Genomic DNA, 20,362 nt, shown 5'->3' on the forward strand with positions numbered 1-20,362 from the left:
CTCAATAACATGAATTCTAAGTTATAGATAAATGGCTAGGCAACTAGCGCTTCCATAATACATTAATTAAAGCACCCACCAAGATAAAACCACCACCTATAACAGTAGTGGCTACGGATACTTCGCTAAAATACGCCCAACCAATAAAGACAGCAAAAAGCACTTGCACATAAGAGTAAGCCGTTGCTTTATTCGCATCGGCGCAGTGGAGTGCTTTCGTTAGCCCTACTTGCCCTACCTGAGTAAATACGCCCACTAAAATCATTAAAGCGGTTGCCGCTAAACTAGGTACAACAAAATCACTGCCAAGCATGATCATAGCAATAGGAAAGGCAACGACGGGAAAGTAAAAGATAATAACCGAGCTATCATCAGTTTTAGTGAGTTTTTTAACAATAATATAAGCAACTGCACTGCCAAATGCCCCTAATACAGCAGCGCCAATACTAAACCATGAATACTGGATAGCGCTCTCTACATATAGATTCGGCTGAATCATGATAAATAAACCACATAAGCTAATAACAATACAGGCAACGGTAGAGCGCTGAATGGCTTCTTTGAGAAAAAAAAATGCTAAAACAGCAGTAAACACCGGATGCAAATATTGTAATACTGTGGCTTCAGCTAAAGGTAAGGTGGTTACCGCGTAATAAACAAACATCAAAGCAAACGAGCCAACAACGCCACGGGCAATCAGTAATTTTTTATTATGTCCCCACACCGGAATGCGTTTACGTTTAATGTCAGCGTAACTGATAATAGCTGACACGACAGCTCTTGCAGCAACAATTTCCATCACAGGAATACCCAAGCCACTGACTTCTTTGACACAGGCAGCCATCAAGGCAAAGCCTAACGCGGAAAGCAGCATATACCAAACGCTCATCGGGATAGCATTTTTTAAGGTGATAAACATTGTCTAGGATACTCAAATGATAAAGGGGAGAAGTAATGACGTATAGCAGCATTATTCTACCTGATTATTACTGGCTTTAGTGAATAACAGTTAACGTTACCCTTAACGGCTATTAATCCGTCAATAAGCGACTATACCTGATAAATAATCAAACCCACCAAGTTAATGTCTATTTTTTAAGCTATTAATTGTAATGGCTTTTTTAGATAATAGTAGCGGATAAAACAGCTAGCAGGTTAACCAGTGTCCGGCTTTTTTACACGCTAATAGTTAGCGCTATTCCGCTCTACGCTGAAAAAACATAACTTATTACAAAACAGTAACTTAAATATTTGGCATGGTTAGTGCTTTGCGTGTGTGAGCAATTTATTTTTTACAACTAAAAGTAGTATTTATGAAATTTAAACAAATAAAAGCAGTTTTATTAGGTCTTGTTTTTTGTGCCACTAACGCAAGCGCAACCTTAATCACCTTAGAAACACGTAATATCAATCAAAGTTTCGATCAAAGTAATTTATTGAGTTCTTGGAACCAAAGCACCGCGGGTACTATAAAAAACATTAATACATTCAACATGTTTAATACCGGTGAAAATAAAATCAATATGCTAACTCTTGATTTTAACCTTAAATCAAATAGCACTTGGACTTTTGAAAATGGTTTAGATGCCGGTTACGGCGCTGCTTTATTTGTTAACGGTAGTTTAGTTGATAGTCGTGATGGTGATTTATGGTGGAACAAAACATGGGGTAGCAATGGTGTTTTTAAAGTAGATAATATTGCATTAACTACCGGTAAAAATATTATCCAATTATTATGGGCAGAAGATTGTTGTAATGGTGCTAATAGCGTTCGTTTTAGCGAAGCTTCTGGCCAAGAAAAAATATTAAGTGTGGATAATATAAACGGCCTTAGTAATGTGAGTCCTACTGATATTCCAGAGCCTGCCACTATCGCTCTTTTTGGTTTAGCGATTGTTGGTTTAGTTACCCGTCGTAAACTTCAAAAGTAGTTTATATTAGAATATTAATATGAGTTAAGTTACTAATTTAACTAACCATAATGAAAGCCTCGCCTCAGCGGGGCTTTTTTATGGAAGGAATAAAATTTAACGTGCTGATGCACATAACCCAGGCACGTCATCCTGAATTTATTTCTGTCTCTTGATCACAAGTTATACCTCACTGGCACGTTTTGCGTGGTAACGCATACCGTATAATCATTAACAGATATTGTCGCGGTGGCGACGACACCCAAGGGGCGACGTACCGCCGCGCCTCCCCTTGGAACCCCTGCGACGCCCAACTCAGCAAACCACTCCATAACAAACGTGCGTAATGCTCGATACCTGCCGATTTATCGTCCATGAACAGCGGCAGCCCTCGACGTCCTGTCTCGGGTCGAGTATTACCTTTACACCTTTGTCATTTCATTGCTGAGATGGGAATAAGGCTTTTGGCAGTATTTGAGTACATAACTCTTTTCAAAATTTTTTGTTCCCAAAAACACAATAAATAATTAAACTCTAAACGATATCCACAAGCATAAAATCTGCGTAAACAAACGCTGGAATGAAGGAAAGTGTTCACGTATGTTCATCATGGATGATGAACAAAGCGATGTAGGGCATGGATGCCCATTCAGCGCTGTTACGTCGATAACACTTGAGGGAATGTAAGATTACGTTTGGGTCGCAGCGCCTGGGGATTCCAAAGGGGACTGGGCGTTTAGCCCCCTTTGGGTGTTGTCGCCACCGCGACGCGGAAGAAATAAAGTGCACAAACAGTAATTGTTACCACCTAATGTGCAAAAATTGTATCTCGTTGCCACGCTCTGCGCTGTCTCTTATATACGAGTACACTTGTGTATAAGAGACAGAATTTATTTCAGGGTCAGCATGACGAAGAGTGAACTATCCGTTCGCCCTTTAAAAACAATAAAATTTGAACCATGGAGACACAGATACTACGCACACCGAGAAGACAAGGAGTTTGTCGAGGTAGGCATCAACCTACAATATGGAAAGCCAATTAATCAGATATTGGTATAAGCTAAATTCGTTAGCTTAAATTCGTTAATTTATCACGAATAGCTTGATAACGTTGTTGTTCGCATAAGCCAAACCCCGATAATTGCCTGACTTTATGACGACCAAATAACGGTACTGTCATACCGGAAAAAAATCGGCAATAACTTTCAATAGACAGCGGTTGGTTTATTTTACCGGCAAGTCGTTGAGTTAACTCTTCCATCCCCTGCTTTAAAACTTCATCACTTGGCCATGGAATTTGTGCTTGTGAGTGTTCAAGTACTGCAATTTGACCGCGACAGACACTACAGTGTCCACATTGGGGCTTGGTCGTTAAATCAATACTGCCACCCGTAGTAGTATACTCAAAGTAAGGGTCATCGAAATAACGCGCTAAACTTACCGTTAAACAGCTATCAAGTTGAAAGAAGCGTACTAAGTTAGCAATGCGTCTAATCTCTTTTTCTTCATTGTCTTTAAAATACTTACTCAGATCTGCGCATAAATTAGCATCTGCTAACGCATCTGTGTTTACGTTAAACACTTCGGTCATACCTTTAGTTTCAAGGACAATTAACTGCTGCTCTTGCAAATATTCAAGCGCAGTAACAACGCGATTACGTTCAATACTTTTATCTTGTAATAAAGTCTCAAAGTTTAAGCTACCCCACACTTTTTTAAAGTCGGTGGCATTAAAAACACGCTGTAAAAAGTCTTGGCGTTGTTCATTAAAACGATTAAGAATATCAGCCTTAGGTTGTAACAGTTTAATTTTAAAATCAGCAAAATAAGCATAGAGCGGCTCAATAACGCCGGCTAGCTCTAGTTGCACTAACAAGGTTTTTAGCGGTAATTGTTTAATATTAACGGCATTAGACAGCGCTAGGATTTGTAATTCCCACTTTCCTTCAGCTCGATAGTTATTACTGCCAGTATAATTAGTCGTTACTGCCTCAGCCTTTATTGTATCTAATAGCATTTCAATGCCAGTAAACTCAGGAGTATCGCCATAAACAAAATTCTCTACTGTGTTTATGCCATCAAGATTTGCTAAAGTAATACACTGAGACGCTAGCCCATCTCGCCCTGCTCGACCTATTTCTTGACTGTAATTTTCAATGGATTTGGGTAAATCATAATGAATAACAAAACGTATGTCGCTTTTATCTATACCCATACCAAAGGCAATAGTGGCAACAATAACTTGAGTGTTGCCACTCATAAAATCTTGCTGAATTTGACTACGATTATCACTATCAAAGCCAGCATGATAAGCACAAGCATTAATGCCTTGTTGCGTTAAATACTGCGCCACTTTTTCTGCAGTCTGCTGTAAGGTCACATAGACAATACCTGCACCTTGTTGTGTGATAATTATTTGCGCAAGCTGCTTATTCTTATCAGATTCAACAACAGGTAATACGCTTAAATCCAAGTTGGCGCGATAAAAACCGGTTTGCACAATATGCTCGTTACTAATAGCAAACTTAGCCGCCATATCTTGCTTTACTTTACGCGTAGCCGTAGCCGTAAGTAATAACACCAGCGGAATATTTAACGCTTGGCAATAACTAGGCAGCTTTAAATAATCAGGCCTAAAGTTATGACCCCACTCAGAAATACAATGTGCCTCATCAACCACCAACATAGACACGGGGACTGATTCAATGAACTGTCTAAAACGTTCATTTTTAAAACGCTCAACAGAGACCATTAAAATTTTAATGTCGCCGTCACGCACGCCTGTCATTACACTTTGTGCTTCATTACCTTTTAAGGTTGAATCTATACTGGCGGCTTGAATGCCCTTGCTAGCAAGGAAGGTTAACTGATCTTTTATCAATGCTAGTAAAGGCGATACCACTAAGGTTACATGCGGTAAATGCAGTGCTGTTAACTGATAGCATAACGATTTACCCGAGCCTGTCGGGAAGATAGACAAACTTGATTGTCCTTTCAATAATTGCGTTATGGTTTGCTCTTGCCCAGGACGAAAGCCATCAAAATCAAAAGTGTTTAACAGTGAATTTTTAAGAAAATCACTCTGTTGCTGCGTCATAGTTTACGCCTTGATTATTACTTAAGTGCTATTAAAGTGTTGCTTAAGTACCGCAAAAAGTATGATAACCTTTATCGCCATCAATCGGCGCGTCTTGATACTTTGTTGTGTCATCAAGTAGCGTATAAGGTTGTCGTAATACCGCTAAAAACTGATGTAATTCTGTTAAATCATCAGATTCTTGGCAGCGTTCTAATAAAGCTTCAACATGATGGTTTCGTGGAATAACAACTGGATTATTTTTTCTCATCAGCTGTTGTGCCGCTACTTTAAAATCGTCAATACGAGCGTGCCAACGAGGTAACCATTCATTAAGAGCATCGACTAACGGCGCTTCAATAGCGCTACCGCTAAGCGAAGCAGTGAGTGCCGTAAAGGTTTTCGTGTAATCTAACCGGTATTTTTTCAGTAGAGCAATGAGCTCATTAAGCATGCTAGCATCCCCCTCTATTGGTTCATCAATACCTATTTTTGCGGCCATCATGACTAAATAACCTTGCTCAAAATCTTGATGAAACTGAGTGAGTAGAGGCTGTAATTGAGCTACTCGTTCATCTTCGTCACCGCTAAGTAACGGCAGTAAGGTTTCAGCTAAGCGCGTCATATTCCACTGCATCATGTTAACTTGTTTACCAAAAGCATAACGACCATTACGATCAATTGAGCTAAAAACAGTATCCGCATTATAATCATTCATCATGGCACAAGGACCATAATCGATGGTTTCCCCTGAAATAGTGGTGTTATCTGTGTTCATCACACCATGAATAAAACCAACCCTAAGCCATGACAGTACTAACGGTATTTGCTTGGCTAACACAGCAGAGAAAAATGCTAATACCTGTTCAGGATTAATCGCCTTATCATCACTGGCAGAAATTAATGCTGGAAAGTGACGTTTGATTGAATACAGCGTTAATTTTTTAAGTGATTCAACATCATCACGTGCCGCAAAGTATTGAAAGGTACCTACTCTAATATGGCTAGTCGCTACCCGTGTAACAATGGCACCTGCGTAAGGTCGCTCGCGATAAACACTCTGTCCAGTCATCACTACCGCTAAACATCGTGTAGTTGGTACCCCCAGTGCGAACATAGCTTCACTCATTATATATTCACGCAATGCAGGACCAAGCGCACAGCGACCATCACCTTGACGTGAAAAGTGACTAACACCTGAGCCTTTTAACTGTATGTCCCAACGCTGCCCTTGTGCATCAGCAATATCACCTAACAAATGAGCACGACCATCGCCAAGCTGTGGATTAAACTGACCAAACTGATGACCTGAATACGCTTGCGCAATAGGCTTGCTGCCTTCAAGTAAACGATTCCCCGAGAAATACTGCGCTAATAAATCATTCTCCTGTTCTTTATTAGTAGTAGCGTTGAAGGTGTTAGTAAAGCTAATATTTAACGCTTTCGCTAACGACTCATTCCACAATAATAATTCAGGTTGTGCCACGGGGTCAGGTAAAATATTTTGTGAAAAGGCTTCGCCAAGATCACGGTAGCTATTAGAAAAGTTTATAGACATGATTTTCTCTTGGTAAGTTGATAATCGACACGTTAACCACAGTGTACTAGGTATTGATAATTCATGACTTGTCATAGGTTGTCATGATTACTAAAAGCTATAGCAAGACGCTACGTTATATTTCTGCAGCCACTACTGAAATTTCAACAAGCAAAGCTTCTCTGGCCATTTTAGCGGCAACACAAGCACGAGCGGGTGCATGCCCCTCTGGCAACCAAGCATCCCAAACAGCATTCATATCAGCAAAGTAGCTCATGTCTTTAACATAAATAGTCGCTGATAAAATATGTTCTCTATTACTACCCGCCTGCGTTAACAGTGCATCTACTTTATCAAGCATGGTTTGTGTTTGTTCGGTAATACCTTTAGTGGCATCTGCGGCAACTTGGCCACATAAGTAAATAGTGCCGTTGTGCTTAACAATTCGGCTCATGCGTTGCTTTGTTTCTAATCTTTCAATAGACATGACTTATTTCTCCAACATATCAATAAATTTTTGTGATTGTTCAATGGCAGCACTCATCTCTTTAAGTAAAATACTGACATCTTTTTTAATTGACAGCATCTCACCTTGTAGCGCGCCAACAGCTTGTGCATTAAGGTTGTGCTTTAAAAATAGCGTGTTATCTTTTAACGCCGTTAACACTGGCGCCATTTTACTTTCCGCTTTATACATAGAGTCAATCAAGGTTTTATAACGACGCTGTGTTGCTTTAAATTTAGTTAAGCTTTGACGTTTGAGGTTAGCGTTAGAAATCTGCCCTATCTCCTCTTGCCATTCAGTAAATAGCGCATCAGAAACATCCTCAATTTTTTCAATACGCAAAGTAACTAAGTCTGCCGCTTCTTGTGATTGTTCATATTGTGCTTTAATCACTTGATATTGTGCTTTAAGCTCACCACCGTCAAAACGTATTAACGCTGTCATTTCTGCAAGTGCTGAAGCAAATTTTTCCTGTGCTTCTTGTTGTGACTCTTTAGCTTCCTCAACACGGTCAACCATAATATCACGTTTGTGAATACCGACTTGCTCCATCGCCGAATAATAAGCACTTGAGCACGACGTTAACACGAGCAAACTCATCATAACGGCGAATTTAGCCCATAACTTTGGGTTAAAGTGGCTGTAAGTACTGAGTTGATTGGGTAACTTAAAGATAAACATAAAGATTCCTTCTATTATTTTCAATCGGTTATAAACGCAATATACTTTAGTGTCTAATACTACCCCTTTTGTTTATGGTATATGGATTAAACCCGTGGAGCAAAATTATTCTGTATTTTGTATCCTGTCATGAATAGCTAATAGCAAAAAACCCCAGTGTTTTTCAACAATGGGGTTTTCGTATTTTTGGACGTAAAATCAACTTATAGCAATGCTATTAACTTTAAATGAAAGCGAAGGTAGAACATTCAAATTCAAGGCGGAAACACGGAGCCTATGACTATAGGTGAGTATTTCCAACGCAGAATTTAGAGGTTATAACACGTTTACAATAAAGTTATTCCCATTCGATAGTCGCTGGTGGCTTACCTGAAATATCGTAAACAACGCGAGAAATACCATCAATTTCGTTAATGATTCGGTTAGACACTAAACCTAAGAAATCATACGGTAAGTGCGACCAACGGGCGGTCATAAAGTCAATAGTTTCAACACAACGTAAGCTTACCACCCAATCATATTTACGGGCATCGCCCATAACACCTACCGATTTAACCGGTAAGAACACGGTAAACGCTTGGCTTACTTTGGTGTATAAGTCATGCTTGTGTAATTCTTCAATGAAAATAGCATCGGCGCGACGTAATAAGTCAGCATATTCCTTTTTCACTTCCCCTAAAATACGTACACCTAACCCTGGACCAGGGAATGGGTGACGATAAAGCATATCGTACGGTAGCCCAAGCTCTAAGCCAATTTTACGTACTTCATCTTTAAACAATTCACGTAATGGCTCAACTAAACCAAGCTTCATGTAGTCTGGTAAGCCGCCAACGTTGTGATGCGATTTAATAACGTGCGCTTTACCGGTAGCAGACGCTGCCGACTCAATAACGTCAGGGTAAATAGTGCCTTGGGCTAACCATTTTGCATTTTCAAGCTTATTTGACTCTTCTTCGAATACGTCAATAAAGACATTACCAATAATTTTACGTTTTGCTTCTGGTTCATTTTCACCGGCTAAACGATTTAAAAATCGTTCTTCCGCGTCAATTTTAATAATGTTTAAACCAAAGTGATCACCAAACATATCCATCACTTGTTGGCCTTCGTTCAAACGCAATAAGCCGTTATCAACAAAAACACACGTTAATTTATCACCAATGGCGCGGTGTAATAACATAGCAACAACCGATGAATCGACACCGCCTGACAAACCTAAAATAACTTCGTCGTCACCGATTTGTGCTTTCATCTTTTCGATAGCATCATCAATAATTGACGAAGCCGTCCATAATTTTTCACATTGACAAATTTCAACAACAAAGTTTTCTAAAATACGTAAACCTTGTTTAGTATGCGTCACTTCTGGGTGAAATTGTACGCCGTAGAATTTCTTCTCTTCGTTAGCCATGGCGGCAAAAGCACAGCTAGGTGTTTGCGCAACCGCAAAAAAATCGTCTGGAATAGCCGATACTTTATCGCCGTGACTCATCCAAACGTCAAGTAAGCCATTGCCATTATCAGCAATGCTATCTTCAACATTATTAAATAACGCTGATTTAGCAATTAACTCAACCGATGCATAGCCAAACTCTTTATGTTCTGAACTTTGCACGCCACCGCCAAGTTGCTCAGCCATGGTTTGCATGCCGTAACAAATACCTAATACTGGTACGCCAGCGTTATAGACATATTCAGGTGCGCGTGGTGAATTAGCTTCAGTCACTGACTCTGGGCCGCCAGCAAGAATAATACCTGTTGGGTTAAAGTCTTTAATTTGTTCCTCGGTTACATCCCAAGACCAAAGCTCACAGTAAACACCTATTTCACGAACACGTCGTGCGATAAGTTGCGTATATTGAGAACCGAAATCTAAAATCAGTATGCGGTGATCATGAATGTCTTTACTCATGCTTATTGTTCCTACTTTAGCGTGCTAAAAATGCTGTTTAGCACCATTAATAAATGAATTAGGCTGAGTAATACTAGAGGTATTACTCAGCCTATTTGAATTTTTTTGTTGTTTTTTACAACAATTTTATAACAAACAACAATTAAGAATAGTTGAGTTTGAAGCTAGTTAACATTTTAACAAAGAAGAAGCACGGAGTTGACGTTAGTCAATGAGTACTACTGATGCCGAAAAAATAGTAACTAGCAAAAAAATCAGCTGTTCGTCTAACCCATTCTATAATTTGGGGCTTCTTTGGTGATGGTGACGTCGTGTACATGCGACTCACCCATACCTGCCGAGGTAATAGTCATAAACTCAGGCTTGGTACGCATTTCTTCAATCGTTGCACAACCTGTTAGGCCCATTGATGAACGTATGCCACCCATTTGTTGATGAATAATTGCAGCAACAGGGCCTTTATAAGCAACACGACCTTCAATGCCTTCTGGTACTAGCTTGTCTGCTTCTCCATCAGTTTTTTGGAAGTAACGATCACTTGAACCATCTTTTTGCGCCATAGCACCTAACGATCCCATGCCACGGTAAGATTTATAATAACGACCTTGATAAAGCTCAACTTCACCTGGTGACTCTTCTGTACCGGCAAGCATACTGCCGACCATGACACAGTGTGCGCCAGCAACCAGTGCTTTTGCTATGTCGCCTGAAAAGCGAATACCGCCATCAGCGATAACTGGAATACCAGTACCTTTTAAGCCTTCAACAGCATTTGAAATGGCAGTTAACTGCGGTACACCAACACCGGTTACAATACGGGTAGTACAAATTGAACCTGGGCCAATACCCACTTTAACGGCGTCAACGCCAGCATCAGCCATTGCTCTAGCACCGCTTGCAGTGGCTACGTTACCAGCAATTATTTGTAACTCTGGGTATTTGTCACGTGTTTCTTTAACACGATTTAATACGCCTTGAGAGTGACCGTGTGAGGTATCAATTAGTAATACATCAACACCAGCAGCCACTAACGCATCGATGCGTTCATCAGTTCCTGCACCAACACCAACAGCAGCGCCAACACGTAAACGACCTAGTTCATCTTTACAAGCGTTAGGTTTGTCTTCTGCTTTTTGATAATCTTTAGCGGTAATAAGGCCGACTAATTTGAAAGCATCGTCAACCACTAAGATTTTTTCAATACGGTTAACATGCATCAACCCTAAAATCTCTTCGCGATCAGCACCTTCTTTAACGGTAATTAATTCTTCTTTAACGGTCATTAATGAAGAGACTAACTTAGTTAAATCCGTTTCAAAACGTAAATCACGGCTGGTAATAATACCCACTAAATTATTTTTATCATCAACAACAGGGAAGCCTGAAAATCCTAGATCATCGGCTTTTTGCATAACCTCTTCAATAGTAAAACCGGCATTGACAGTTACTGGGTCTGAAACAATACCGCTTTCATATTTCTTTACTTTAGAAACATGTTTCGCTTGTTCAGCAATCGTCATATTTTTATGAATAAAGCCTAAACCGCCTTCTTGCGCTAACGTAATCGCTAGGCGTGATTCAGTGACTGTGTCCATAGACGCAGAAACCATAGGTACGTTTAAATTAATTTTACGGGTTAATTTAGTTTTTAAATCAGCCGTATGTGGAAGTACTGTAGAATGTGCAGGTACAAGTAACACATCGTCAAAAGTTAAAGCTTCTTGGGCAATTCTGAGCATCGCAACATCTCTCTAAAAAGGTTGGTTAGGGAGTGAATATTGCGGCAGAATTTTAACCCCTTTATTGTTTTAGGTAAACCTATTTTTATGAAGTTTTTGTTAAAGTGACCAAAATAGCAAAGAAATAAATTTTACTGGGAAAATAAATTGAAAGATAAGCTTATTCATTAAATAATGGTCTGTTATGGTTATCCGTCAGCTACCTTATGTATCTTAACATCAATCAAACTGCTATGAACCAACCTTTATGAGCCAACAGCCTATTTTACAAATCAGCGAATTAACTAAAAAAGTACGCTTTATTTTAGAAAGTGAACTTAATACGGTGTGGTTAACCGGCGAAATATCTAATTTTATTGCCGCGAGCTCTGGTCACTGGTATTTATCATTAAAAGATGCCAAGTCACAAGTCAAATGCGCCATGTTTAAAGGCAGTAATAGGCGGGTGCGTTTAAGTAACGGCGCTACGCCAAGTAATGGTCAACAAGTATTAGTGCGGGCAAAGGTCTCTTTATATGAACCCCGCGGCGATTTTCAATTAATTATTGAGCATATGGAAGATGCAGGCACGGGACTATTACGACAACAATATGAACAATTAAAAAATAAACTTAACGGCCAAGGCTTTTTTGATTTAGCCCATAAAAAAACATTACCCAAACATATTAACTGTGTCGGTATTGTTACCTCACCTACCGGCGCTGCCGTTAAAGATATTTTAACGGTACTTAAACGACGTAATCCACATATAAAAGCAATAGTTTATCCCGCGCTAGTTCAGGGTGAATATGCCCAAGGCGATATTTGTCATGCCATTGCAACCGCTAACCGTCGTAACGAATGCGATGTGCTTATTGTTGGCCGAGGCGGTGGTTCGTTAGAAGATTTATGGCCTTTTAATGAAGAAAGCGTCGTCAACGCTATTTATCACAGTGTTTTACCAATCATTAGTGCTGTCGGTCATGAGATTGATACCACGCTTAGTGATTATGTTGCCGATTTACGCGCGCCAACGCCTTCAGCTGCTGCCGAGTTAGTATCAAGTGACCGCAGTGAATTACTGCACCACGTAACCATGCTTAAACAACGTTTAATTAAAGCGCAACAAGCGAAGTTAACGCTTTTAACCAACGAAAGTAAGTATTTTCAACACCGTTTATTACAAGTTCACCCACAGCAGCAATTACAGCTACAACAACAAAGAGCTGATGAATTACATTTACGTTTGAAACAAGCGATGAAGCGTAATATAGTACAAATTCAAAGCAAACCAGCGCAACTTAAACAACGACTTTTACAGCAATCCCCTGAAAAAAACATTCTATTACAGCAAGCACAGCTTAAGCAAAACACAGCGAGAATAACGCAAGCTATGCAAAGTACGTTGCAGCATAAAAGTGAGAGGTTTGTTAATTTACTTGAACAGTTACAACTTGTTAGCCCGCTTGCCACGATAGCAAGAGGTTATAGTGTTACGCGAAATAACAACAATAACGTGATCACTAAAGTCGGGCAAGTAGCGAATGACGAGCAAATCAGCGTACAGTTAACTGATGGGCGCATTACTGCTAGGGTAATAAAAGAATAACAACAATAATAACGACAGGAATGCACTTTTCATGCGCTTTAATTACCGAATAGTTTTCATTATTACTACCTTAGTTTTTATCTTGTCTACCACGCTAACACTCATTAACTACTTAACCTCGATGGAGGCTACACGCGAGCAACTAAAAAATAGTGCCCTACCGCTCACCATAGATAATATATATACCGAAATTCAAAAAAATATTATTGAACCTAATCTAATTGCTTCCATGATGGCGCACGATACTTTTTTAATTGATTGGTTTTCACATGAAGAGGCTGAAGTAGACAAAGTTATTCGCTACTTAGAAACGATTCAAAATAAATACCAAATGTTCACCGCATTTTTAGTGTCAGACAAAAGCAAAAACTATTACTCTGCCGCCGGTATTTTAAATAAAGTCGAGCTCAAAAAACCTAACAGCCTATGGTATTTTGAATTTCAACAACGTGCTGAGGTGAGTGAAATCAATATAGATAATAACAGCCATATGGGTAATGAACTGATCATGTTTATTAACCATAAAATACTCGATAGTGATTACCACATGATTGGGGCTACAGGTATTGGATTAAAAACTTCCTATATCAATGACATGCTTAAAGCATTTAGACAACGCTATCAGTTTTCAGTGTTCTTTGTCGATGATACCGGCAAAGTGGTTATTGCTGAAGAAAATGTAAAAGTATTACAACATCTCAGTGATGTCCCTGAGTTAGCGATTCAATTACCCGATATTATTGGTAAAGGCAGTCAAGTATTTTCTTACCAACAAGCTGGTGAAGCGTATTTGCTCAATAGAAAGTATATAGATGAGTTAGACCTATACCTTATTGTAGAAGCTAAGGTGAATAATTTTACCAAAAAAGCGAAAGAAACACTTTATTTCAATATTGCGGTATCCGCTGCTGCTACAGTACTTATTAGCCTGGTCATTGTATTATACGTGAGAAAAATTCATCTAAAACTCAATAAATTAGCGAGTAATGATGTACTTACTGGCTTACCTAACCGACGTAGTTTTCATGAACACCTAGCGCAATTGCTACTACTTAAAGAGCGTAATAACTCGAATTTGTCAGTTTTATTTATTGATATTGATAACTTTAAACACGTTAACGACACCAAAGGTCATGATGTCGGTGATAAAGTGCTAAAAGCCTTGGCAAAGGTATTAAATAGTCATGTCAGAAAAAGTGATTTTGTTGCGCGCTGGGGCGGAGAAGAGTTTGTGATTGTGCTTATCGACTCGGACATTAATCAAGCGCAAGTGATTGCTGAGCAACTACGTTCAAGCGTTGCCAATAATAGCCATTTAGCGCAAATTAGCCAACAGCACATTACCATTAGTTTAGGGCTAACATCGGTCGCTCATGACGATACTATTGATAGTATTTTAAAGCGTGCTGATGATGCTTTATACCAAGCTAAGTCGCTAGGTAAAAATCGTATCATCTCATATTAATGCCAGATAGAGTAATTCAACAACTTGTTGCTTATTTACTTGGTTAAATTTCACACCAAACGATAAGCCATCAACTTGTTGCTTAATATTGCACACTGTCGCGCTCAACTTAATATTACTTTCACCTTCGTTGCCCTCAACAACAATCTCAATGATCTTATCTTCGGCCAGTACCAGTTTTTCTCCATTAAGAATATCGAGTTGACCACCTGAAACGGATAAATTGGTAATGGTGGTTTGCCAATATAAATCATCAATCTTTACTTTAGCCGGTATATGCGTATCAATACGCACTGAGGCGCGTAGTTGTTGCAAAGTCACCGTGTTAGGAATATCTAGTACCATAATACGTGACGGTATTTGTAAGGTTTGTCTAATGCTACTAATAAAAGCAACAGCAGCGCCTTCACGCCCTTCAATAAGCCCTCTTACCGTCACCACAGTCCCTGCAATAATATATTTAGAAAAGCTGCCTAGCTTTCTGCTGTCTGGAAACTCAACCAATACATACTTTTTAGGTGAATAGCCGATATAGAAAGTGTTAAATTTTCTTTTTTGTCCAGCCGGGGTAGCAATATCTATGATGATAGGCGCGCCAGCTTTTAAGTAAGCTAAATTACGCGCAGAAGGCTTGGAAGGATCCGTTAAAATGGCTTTTTCGATCATATTTTAAATAACATCAAGGTAAAGCGTATCTCACCTTAATTAAATAAGTTAAAAATTGCAACGAGCCTGTCTTCTATTGTGCTGTGTATAATGATTACAGCACTAACAGACTTTACAGGCAAGTTACCTTAACATGCTCAGGGTTAGTCTTTTTTATAACCTTCTGTTGCTCGAGCAATTTTCTTTTTCTCGGTAAAGCTTAGTTTCTTTTTGCCCGCAAATGGGTTTAAAGTATCTTTAAATTGCACACGAATAGGTGTACCCATCATTTTTAATGACTTACGGTAATAGTTCATTAAGTAACGCTTATAAGACACAGGTAGTTTTTTCGCTAAGTTACCATGAATAATAATAATGGGTGGGTTATAACCACCAGCATGGGCATATTTTAGCTTAATGCGTCGACCTTGATAAATTGGCGGCTGATGATCAAAAACGGCCATATCTAATATTTTAGTTACCATTGCGGTAGAGATACGTTTAGTTGCTGAAACAAACGCTTCTTCAACTGACTCATATAAATGACCAACACCTGTGCCATGCAGCGCAGAAATAAAATGAATACGGGCAAAATCAATAAAGCCTAAGCGTCTATCCATTTCAGTTTTAATGCGATCTTTTTCATGATCCGCTAAACCATCCCATTTATTAACGGCAACAACTAACGAGCGCCCTGACTCAAGAATAAAGCCCAGCAAGCTTAAATCTTGATCACTAATGCCCTCTTGCGCATCAATAATAAGTAAACAAACATTAGCATCTTCAATAGCACGTAATGTTTTAATTACCGAATATTTTTCAACAACATCTGTGACATTTTTACGACGACGAATACCAGCAGTATCAATTAAGGTATACTCGCGGCCATTACGTTCCATAGGAATATAAACGCTATCACGGGTAGTGCCTGGCATATCATAAACAACCACACGTTCTTCACCAAGAATACGGTTAGTTAAGGTTGATTTACCCACATTAGGGCGACCAATAATAGCTAATTTTATTTTGTCATTTTCTTTTGGCTCATCGGCAAGCTTTTTAGCGAGCTCTTCTTCACTAAGCTCTACTTCAAATTCATCAGCAAACTCGTCGTGTTCTTCACCTTCAACTCTAGGCTTAACCGGATTGGCTAAGGCTTCAATATGAGGTGTTAATGCTAGCGTTAACAATTGGGTAACGCCGCGGCCATGGGCAGCAGCAATCTGATGGACATGTTCACCTAAGCCTAGCGAGTAAAACTCTGCTACAGCTGAGTCGCCATCAATGCCATCAATTTTATTGGCAACGACAAATATTTTTTTATTTTGTTTACGTAAATGATCGGCAATACCGTGATCTGCTGCGGTTAAGCCGTCACGAGCATCAACTAAAAATAATACCGCATCGGCTTCTTCTATCGCCATTAACGACTGTTCAGCCATTAACAAATCAATCCCTTGTTCATCACCATTAATACCACCGGTATCAATAACAATAAAAGGATGTTCTTCTACTTCCGCTTGACCATATTGACGATCGCGCGTTAAACCAGGGTAATCGGCAACAAGTGCATCACGGCTACGGGTTAAACGATTAAATAATGTTGACTTGCCTACATTAGGACGACCAACTAGAGCAACTACAGGTAGCATGAGCACCTCAAATAAATCACTATACAAGCGAGTAAGTATAGTAATTCAAAAAATAAATAAAAACTAAATATCGTTAATAATGCCTACAGTGTTATTTAACTACATAAGGGATTATTAAATAATATGACTAAAAACAAACAACGGCTTCATATGTAATTTATACAAATGAGCCGTTGTTAATTATAGTTACTTAACAAGAAGTAACTAAAAATAGTACTGCTTATTGTGCAGTACTAACAATTTTCGGTGTAACAATAACTTGTAAATCACCATCTCGTGATTGGCTATACATTATATCATCAACAACGGTTGGCGTTGAATGTATGCCGCTACTATCAACTTTATGGCGAGAAACTATTTCGCCTGTTTCTTGATCAAGCCAATGTAAGTAACCTTCAAAGTCACCAACGACAATATACTTGCCAACAACCGCTGGCCCAGTTACTTCACGGTTTGTTAACACGACATTACTCCAACGTTCAATACCATTAAGGCGGCTTAGCGCATAAATGTGACCACGGGTAGTAGTAATAAAAATATCATTACGGTAAACGGCTATTTGGCGGTATGAAGAGTACTGACGTTTCCATAAAATACGCCCAGACTGTAATTCAATTGCCACTAAGTTTCCACGCGCAGAAATAGCATAAACTTTGTCGCCGAAAACCACTGGCGCTGAGTCAAGGTCAATAACACGTTGTAATTCGGTAGAGCCTGTTGCTTCTCCTACTTCAGTAAGCCAGCCTGCTTGGCCTTTTTCAAGGATATATACGCCTAACTCGCCTTTACCTGAGCCAACTAATACGCCGCCTGATGCAATCACCGGTGTACTAATACCACGTAATGTTAACGCAGGTACATCCTGCTCTGCTTTCCACAACACTTCGCCATTACTGGCATCAAAAGCTTGTAAAATACCCGAGGCTGAATTAACCACTAAAATACCAGAATCAATGGCTGGTGGTGTAATAATTTCACCTTTTACTTTACCTTGCCAAACTAATTCGCCGGTTTGTGCGTCAAGTGCAAAGATGTCGCCATTTTCTGTGCCGATAAAAACTTTATTAAGCCCTGCTGTTGGACCACCAGCGACTAACGCTGAAACGCGACTATCCCAAAAACTACGCTTGTTATGAATGTCACTTAGATCAGCTTGCCAAATTTTCTTACCGCTTTCTTTATCAAAAGCAATAACATCACCCATACGGCTGGCACTGTAAACCTTGTTATAAGCAACAATGGGTTTTATTCGTGAAAAGTAATCACTAACACCGTCACCAACACTACGATCCCACAACACTTTTACTTCAAAAGCATTATCTAATTCTGTTAGTTCTGCAATTTTGGTACTAGGGTCTTCATCATCTTTTGATGAACACGCAAATAAACCTGAAGACAACACGATAATAGCGAGTATTTTAGTTGCATTAAGCCCTTTAAAAATTTTCTTATCAAAACAACGCATAGTATGCCTTATTAACAAAAGTAATTGATTTTACTAGTAACCAAAAAAGTTATTTAACAACTGGCTCAGCAACTGCCGGCTCTGTTAGTGGTAATGGCGTTACAGATAATGTAGTTATTGGCGCTAAATCATCTAATTTAACTTGTAAGCTAGGGCTAGTAGCAATGCCATCAGCGGCAATGGCAACTTGATAAGCATTACGAGCAAGAGTTTTTTTACCTTGCTGCAAATACACATCACCTTTAATTTCTTCAATAGCGGCAGTAAATGATTCAGGTAATGGCTTATCTAAAGTCGCTAATGCTTCACTGTATTCTTTAAGCTGTGTTTGTACACGCGCTAAACGTAAGCTTGCTATCGCCTTGATACCGTCTGTTGGTGCAGACTCAATGGCAATAGTTAATTGCTTTTTAGCTTGTGCCCAATCTTTATGTGACGCGGCTTCTTTCGCTAGCGCAAGAGCTGCTAAGGTCACATAACTATTATCACCATTTTCACTGATAAATTTTTCAGCGTTAGCCGTAAAGGTTTCATCATTGTTATTAGCTTGTTCGATCAGCGTTTGGTAACTGTCTGATACGGCTAGCTCTTGTTCAAATTTGTTATCTTGATAGACATTAAACCCGATAAAGCCTGCAAAACCTAAAACGATACCTGCAATAATAGTATTACCATTTTTTTGCCAGTAACTTTTAATGGCTTCTACTTGTTGTTCTTCTGTTTGATAAATTTCCACTACTTCACCTTGAGGCTTAAGCCTTTAAATTAATTCAGCTAACAAGCTCGACACTTGATTAAATTCGATACTTTGTTGTTCTTTTTGTCCGCGTAGGTATTTTACCATCACTTTTTCTTGGGCAATTTCATCATCACCTAAAATTAACGCGATTTGCGCACCGGATTTATCGGCACGTTTTAATTGTTTTTTCATATTGCCGCCACCGCAATGACATTGCAATCTTATCTCAGGGACTTGATCACGCCATTGCTCTGCTAATTTGTTAGCTGCAACTTGCGCATCATCGCCTAATATAACCACATAAGCATCTACCTGTGGACGAATATTAGTGACTTTCTCTAACTCGGTTAACATTAACACTAAACGTTCAATACCTAAGGCAAAACCAAAGGCTGGTGTGGCTTTACCACCCAGTTGCTCAACTAAACCATCGTAACGACCTCCCGCACAAATTGTCCCTTGTGCGCCAAGTGTACTAGTAACCCATTCAAACACAGTGCGATTATAATAATCTAAACCACGCACTAAACGCTCATTTAATACATACTTAATACCTGCGGCATCTAAGCGCGCACATAGTGTATCAAAATGCGCTTGCGTTTCTTCACCAAAGTGTTCTGATAGCTTAGGCGCATTAATTAATGCTTCTTGTACTTGTGGGTTTTTACTATCAAGCACTCTTAGTGGGTTAGTGTGCATGCGTCGTTTAGAGTCGTCATCAAGCTGCTCTTCATGCTCACGTAAATAAGCAATTAACGCTTCACGGTAATTAGCGCGCTCTTCATTCGAGCCTAATGAGTTCAACTCTAATGTGACAAATTCATTGATGCCAAGTTCCCGCCATAGGCGAGCTGTAAGCAAAATAATTTCAGCATCTATATCGGGCGTTGCAATACCAAAGGCTTCTAAACCAAATTGATGAAACTGGCGATAACGGCCTTTTTGTGGTCGCTCATGACGAAACATCGGCCCCATATACCAAAGACGTTGCTCTTGATTATACAATAAACCATGCTGATTACCCGCACGAACACAGCTGGCAGTACCTTCAGGACGTAGTGTTAAACTGTCACCATTTAAGTCATCAAAGGTGTACATTTCTTTTTCAACAATGTCAGTAACTTCGCCAATACCACGTTTAAATAGTGCGGTTGACTCAACAATAGGCATACGAATTTCGGCAAAACCATAATTACTGGCAACGCGACGTAGTACTGCCTCAACCATTTGCCACACGTTGGTTTCACTTGGGAGGCAATCATTCATGCCACGAATTGCTTGTAGAGCCTTTTGTTTAGCCACTGAGGGGTCTCTCTTTGTTATTTTTATAAAGTGCTATACCTGTTTATTAATGACAGTTATAGGTATTAAGATTGTGTTTAATTTACGCAGCGCGCAGTATACATAATAAAAGAGCGCTAATAAACCATAGTCATTATTAGTGC

15 protein-coding genes are annotated in these 20,362 nt (G+C 39.4%); 3 read left to right on the forward strand and 12 right to left on the reverse strand.

Annotated features, from left to right (window positions below):
* Positions 1–43: 43 nt before the first annotated feature.
* Positions 44–919, reverse strand: a complete 876-nt coding sequence (locus FCS21_RS00745) for a DMT family transporter (RefSeq protein WP_138620079.1) — start codon at positions 917–919, stop codon at positions 44–46.
* 394 nt (positions 920–1,313) lie between these two features.
* On the opposite strand from FCS21_RS00745, the gene FCS21_RS00750 reads away from it, so the two are divergent.
* Positions 1,314–1,931 carry a CCXG family PEP-CTERM protein gene (locus FCS21_RS00750; RefSeq protein WP_138620080.1) on the forward strand — a complete coding sequence of 206 codons (618 nt, stop codon included), beginning with the start codon at positions 1,314–1,316 and terminating at the stop codon, positions 1,929–1,931.
* Between the two features lie 1,048 nt (positions 1,932–2,979).
* Here FCS21_RS00750 and FCS21_RS00755 read toward each other — a convergent pair.
* From FCS21_RS00755 to guaB, 6 genes are all read right to left on the reverse strand, one after another.
* The gene (locus tag FCS21_RS00755) at positions 2,980–5,007 is read right to left on the reverse strand and encodes a RecQ family ATP-dependent DNA helicase (RefSeq protein WP_138620081.1); all 2,028 of its coding nucleotides are present in this window, start codon (positions 5,005–5,007) and stop codon (positions 2,980–2,982) included.
* A gap of 43 nt (positions 5,008–5,050) precedes the next feature.
* Entirely contained in the window at positions 5,051–6,544 is a 1,494-nt protein-coding gene (locus tag FCS21_RS00760) for a protein adenylyltransferase SelO (RefSeq protein ID WP_138620082.1), read from the reverse strand.
* A gap of 115 nt (positions 6,545–6,659) precedes the next feature.
* On the reverse strand, positions 6,660–7,010 hold the full coding sequence (locus FCS21_RS00765; RefSeq protein WP_138620083.1) for a RidA family protein: 351 nt from the start codon (positions 7,008–7,010) through the stop codon (positions 6,660–6,662).
* 3 nt (positions 7,011–7,013) lie between these two features.
* Positions 7,014–7,631 (reverse strand): DUF2959 domain-containing protein, encoded by a 618-nt coding sequence (locus FCS21_RS00770; protein ID WP_246046965.1) that lies wholly within the window; start codon positions 7,629–7,631, stop codon positions 7,014–7,016.
* Positions 7,632–8,046: 415 nt separating this feature from the next.
* Entirely contained in the window at positions 8,047–9,624 is a 1,578-nt protein-coding gene (gene guaA, locus FCS21_RS00775; RefSeq protein WP_138620085.1) for a glutamine-hydrolyzing GMP synthase, read from the reverse strand.
* A gap of 266 nt (positions 9,625–9,890) precedes the next feature.
* Entirely contained in the window at positions 9,891–11,363 is a 1,473-nt protein-coding gene (guaB, locus tag FCS21_RS00780; RefSeq protein ID WP_138620086.1) for an IMP dehydrogenase, read from the reverse strand.
* Positions 11,364–11,610: 247 nt separating this feature from the next.
* On the opposite strand from guaB, the gene xseA reads away from it, so the two are divergent.
* Entirely contained in the window at positions 11,611–12,951 is a 1,341-nt protein-coding gene (xseA, locus tag FCS21_RS00785; protein WP_138620087.1) for an exodeoxyribonuclease VII large subunit, read from the forward strand.
* A gap of 31 nt (positions 12,952–12,982) precedes the next feature.
* Positions 12,983–14,416: a sensor domain-containing diguanylate cyclase gene (locus FCS21_RS00790; RefSeq protein ID WP_138620088.1), complete on the forward strand. Its 1,434-nt coding sequence runs from the start codon at positions 12,983–12,985 to the stop codon at positions 14,414–14,416.
* On the opposite strand, the gene FCS21_RS00795 is transcribed toward FCS21_RS00790, so the two are convergent.
* The 5 genes from FCS21_RS00795 to hisS form a co-directional block, all read right to left on the reverse strand.
* On the reverse strand, positions 14,408–15,082 hold the full coding sequence (locus tag FCS21_RS00795) for a PilZ domain-containing protein (RefSeq protein ID WP_138620089.1): 675 nt from the start codon (positions 15,080–15,082) through the stop codon (positions 14,408–14,410). The two genes, FCS21_RS00790 and FCS21_RS00795, sit on opposite strands and share 9 nt — an antisense overlap.
* Positions 15,083–15,225: 143 nt before the next feature.
* A complete protein-coding gene (gene der, locus FCS21_RS00800; RefSeq protein ID WP_138620090.1) occupies positions 15,226–16,713 on the reverse strand; it encodes a ribosome biogenesis GTPase Der in 1,488 nt (495 codons plus the stop codon).
* 220 nt (positions 16,714–16,933) lie between these two features.
* Entirely contained in the window at positions 16,934–18,178 is a 1,245-nt protein-coding gene (gene bamB, locus FCS21_RS00805) for an outer membrane protein assembly factor BamB (RefSeq protein WP_138620091.1), read from the reverse strand.
* 49 nt (positions 18,179–18,227) lie between these two features.
* A complete protein-coding gene (locus FCS21_RS00810) occupies positions 18,228–18,914 on the reverse strand; it encodes a YfgM family protein (RefSeq protein ID WP_138620092.1) in 687 nt (228 codons plus the stop codon).
* Positions 18,915–18,938: 24 nt separating this feature from the next.
* Positions 18,939–20,219: a histidine--tRNA ligase gene (gene hisS / locus FCS21_RS00815; RefSeq protein WP_138620093.1), complete on the reverse strand. Its 1,281-nt coding sequence runs from the start codon at positions 20,217–20,219 to the stop codon at positions 18,939–18,941.
* Positions 20,220–20,362 lie beyond the last annotated feature (143 nt).

The organism is Colwellia ponticola (assembly GCF_005885605.1).
In the GTDB taxonomy this organism is placed as follows: Bacteria; Pseudomonadota; Gammaproteobacteria; order Enterobacterales; family Alteromonadaceae; genus Colwellia; species Colwellia ponticola.

Bases quoted from the DNA above. Each gene is read 5' to 3' on its own strand.
- FCS21_RS00745 (WP_138620079.1), bottom strand. From the start codon at position 919: ATGTTTATCACCTTAAAAAATGCTATCCCGATGAGCGTTTGGTATATG.
- FCS21_RS00760 (WP_138620082.1), bottom strand. From the start codon at position 6,544: ATGTCTATAAACTTTTCTAATAGCTACCGTGATCTTGGCGAAGCCTTT.
- FCS21_RS00790 (WP_138620088.1), top strand. From the start codon at position 12,983: ATGCGCTTTAATTACCGAATAGTTTTCATTATTACTACCTTAGTTTTT.
- FCS21_RS00765 (WP_138620083.1), bottom strand. From the start codon at position 7,010: ATGTCTATTGAAAGATTAGAAACAAAGCAACGCATGAGCCGAATTGTT.
- guaA (WP_138620085.1), bottom strand. From the start codon at position 9,624: ATGAGTAAAGACATTCATGATCACCGCATACTGATTTTAGATTTCGGT.
- FCS21_RS00770 (WP_246046965.1), bottom strand. From the start codon at position 7,631: ATGATGAGTTTGCTCGTGTTAACGTCGTGCTCAAGTGCTTATTATTCG.
- guaB (WP_138620086.1), bottom strand. From the start codon at position 11,363: ATGCTCAGAATTGCCCAAGAAGCTTTAACTTTTGACGATGTGTTACTT.
- xseA (WP_138620087.1), top strand. From the start codon at position 11,611: ATGAGCCAACAGCCTATTTTACAAATCAGCGAATTAACTAAAAAAGTA.
- FCS21_RS00795 (WP_138620089.1), bottom strand. From the start codon at position 15,082: ATGATCGAAAAAGCCATTTTAACGGATCCTTCCAAGCCTTCTGCGCGT.
- FCS21_RS00750 (WP_138620080.1), top strand. From the start codon at position 1,314: ATGAAATTTAAACAAATAAAAGCAGTTTTATTAGGTCTTGTTTTTTGT.
- bamB (WP_138620091.1), bottom strand. From the start codon at position 18,178: ATGCGTTGTTTTGATAAGAAAATTTTTAAAGGGCTTAATGCAACTAAA.
- der (WP_138620090.1), bottom strand. From the start codon at position 16,713: ATGCTACCTGTAGTTGCTCTAGTTGGTCGTCCTAATGTAGGCAAGTCA.
- FCS21_RS00755 (WP_138620081.1), bottom strand. From the start codon at position 5,007: ATGACGCAGCAACAGAGTGATTTTCTTAAAAATTCACTGTTAAACACT.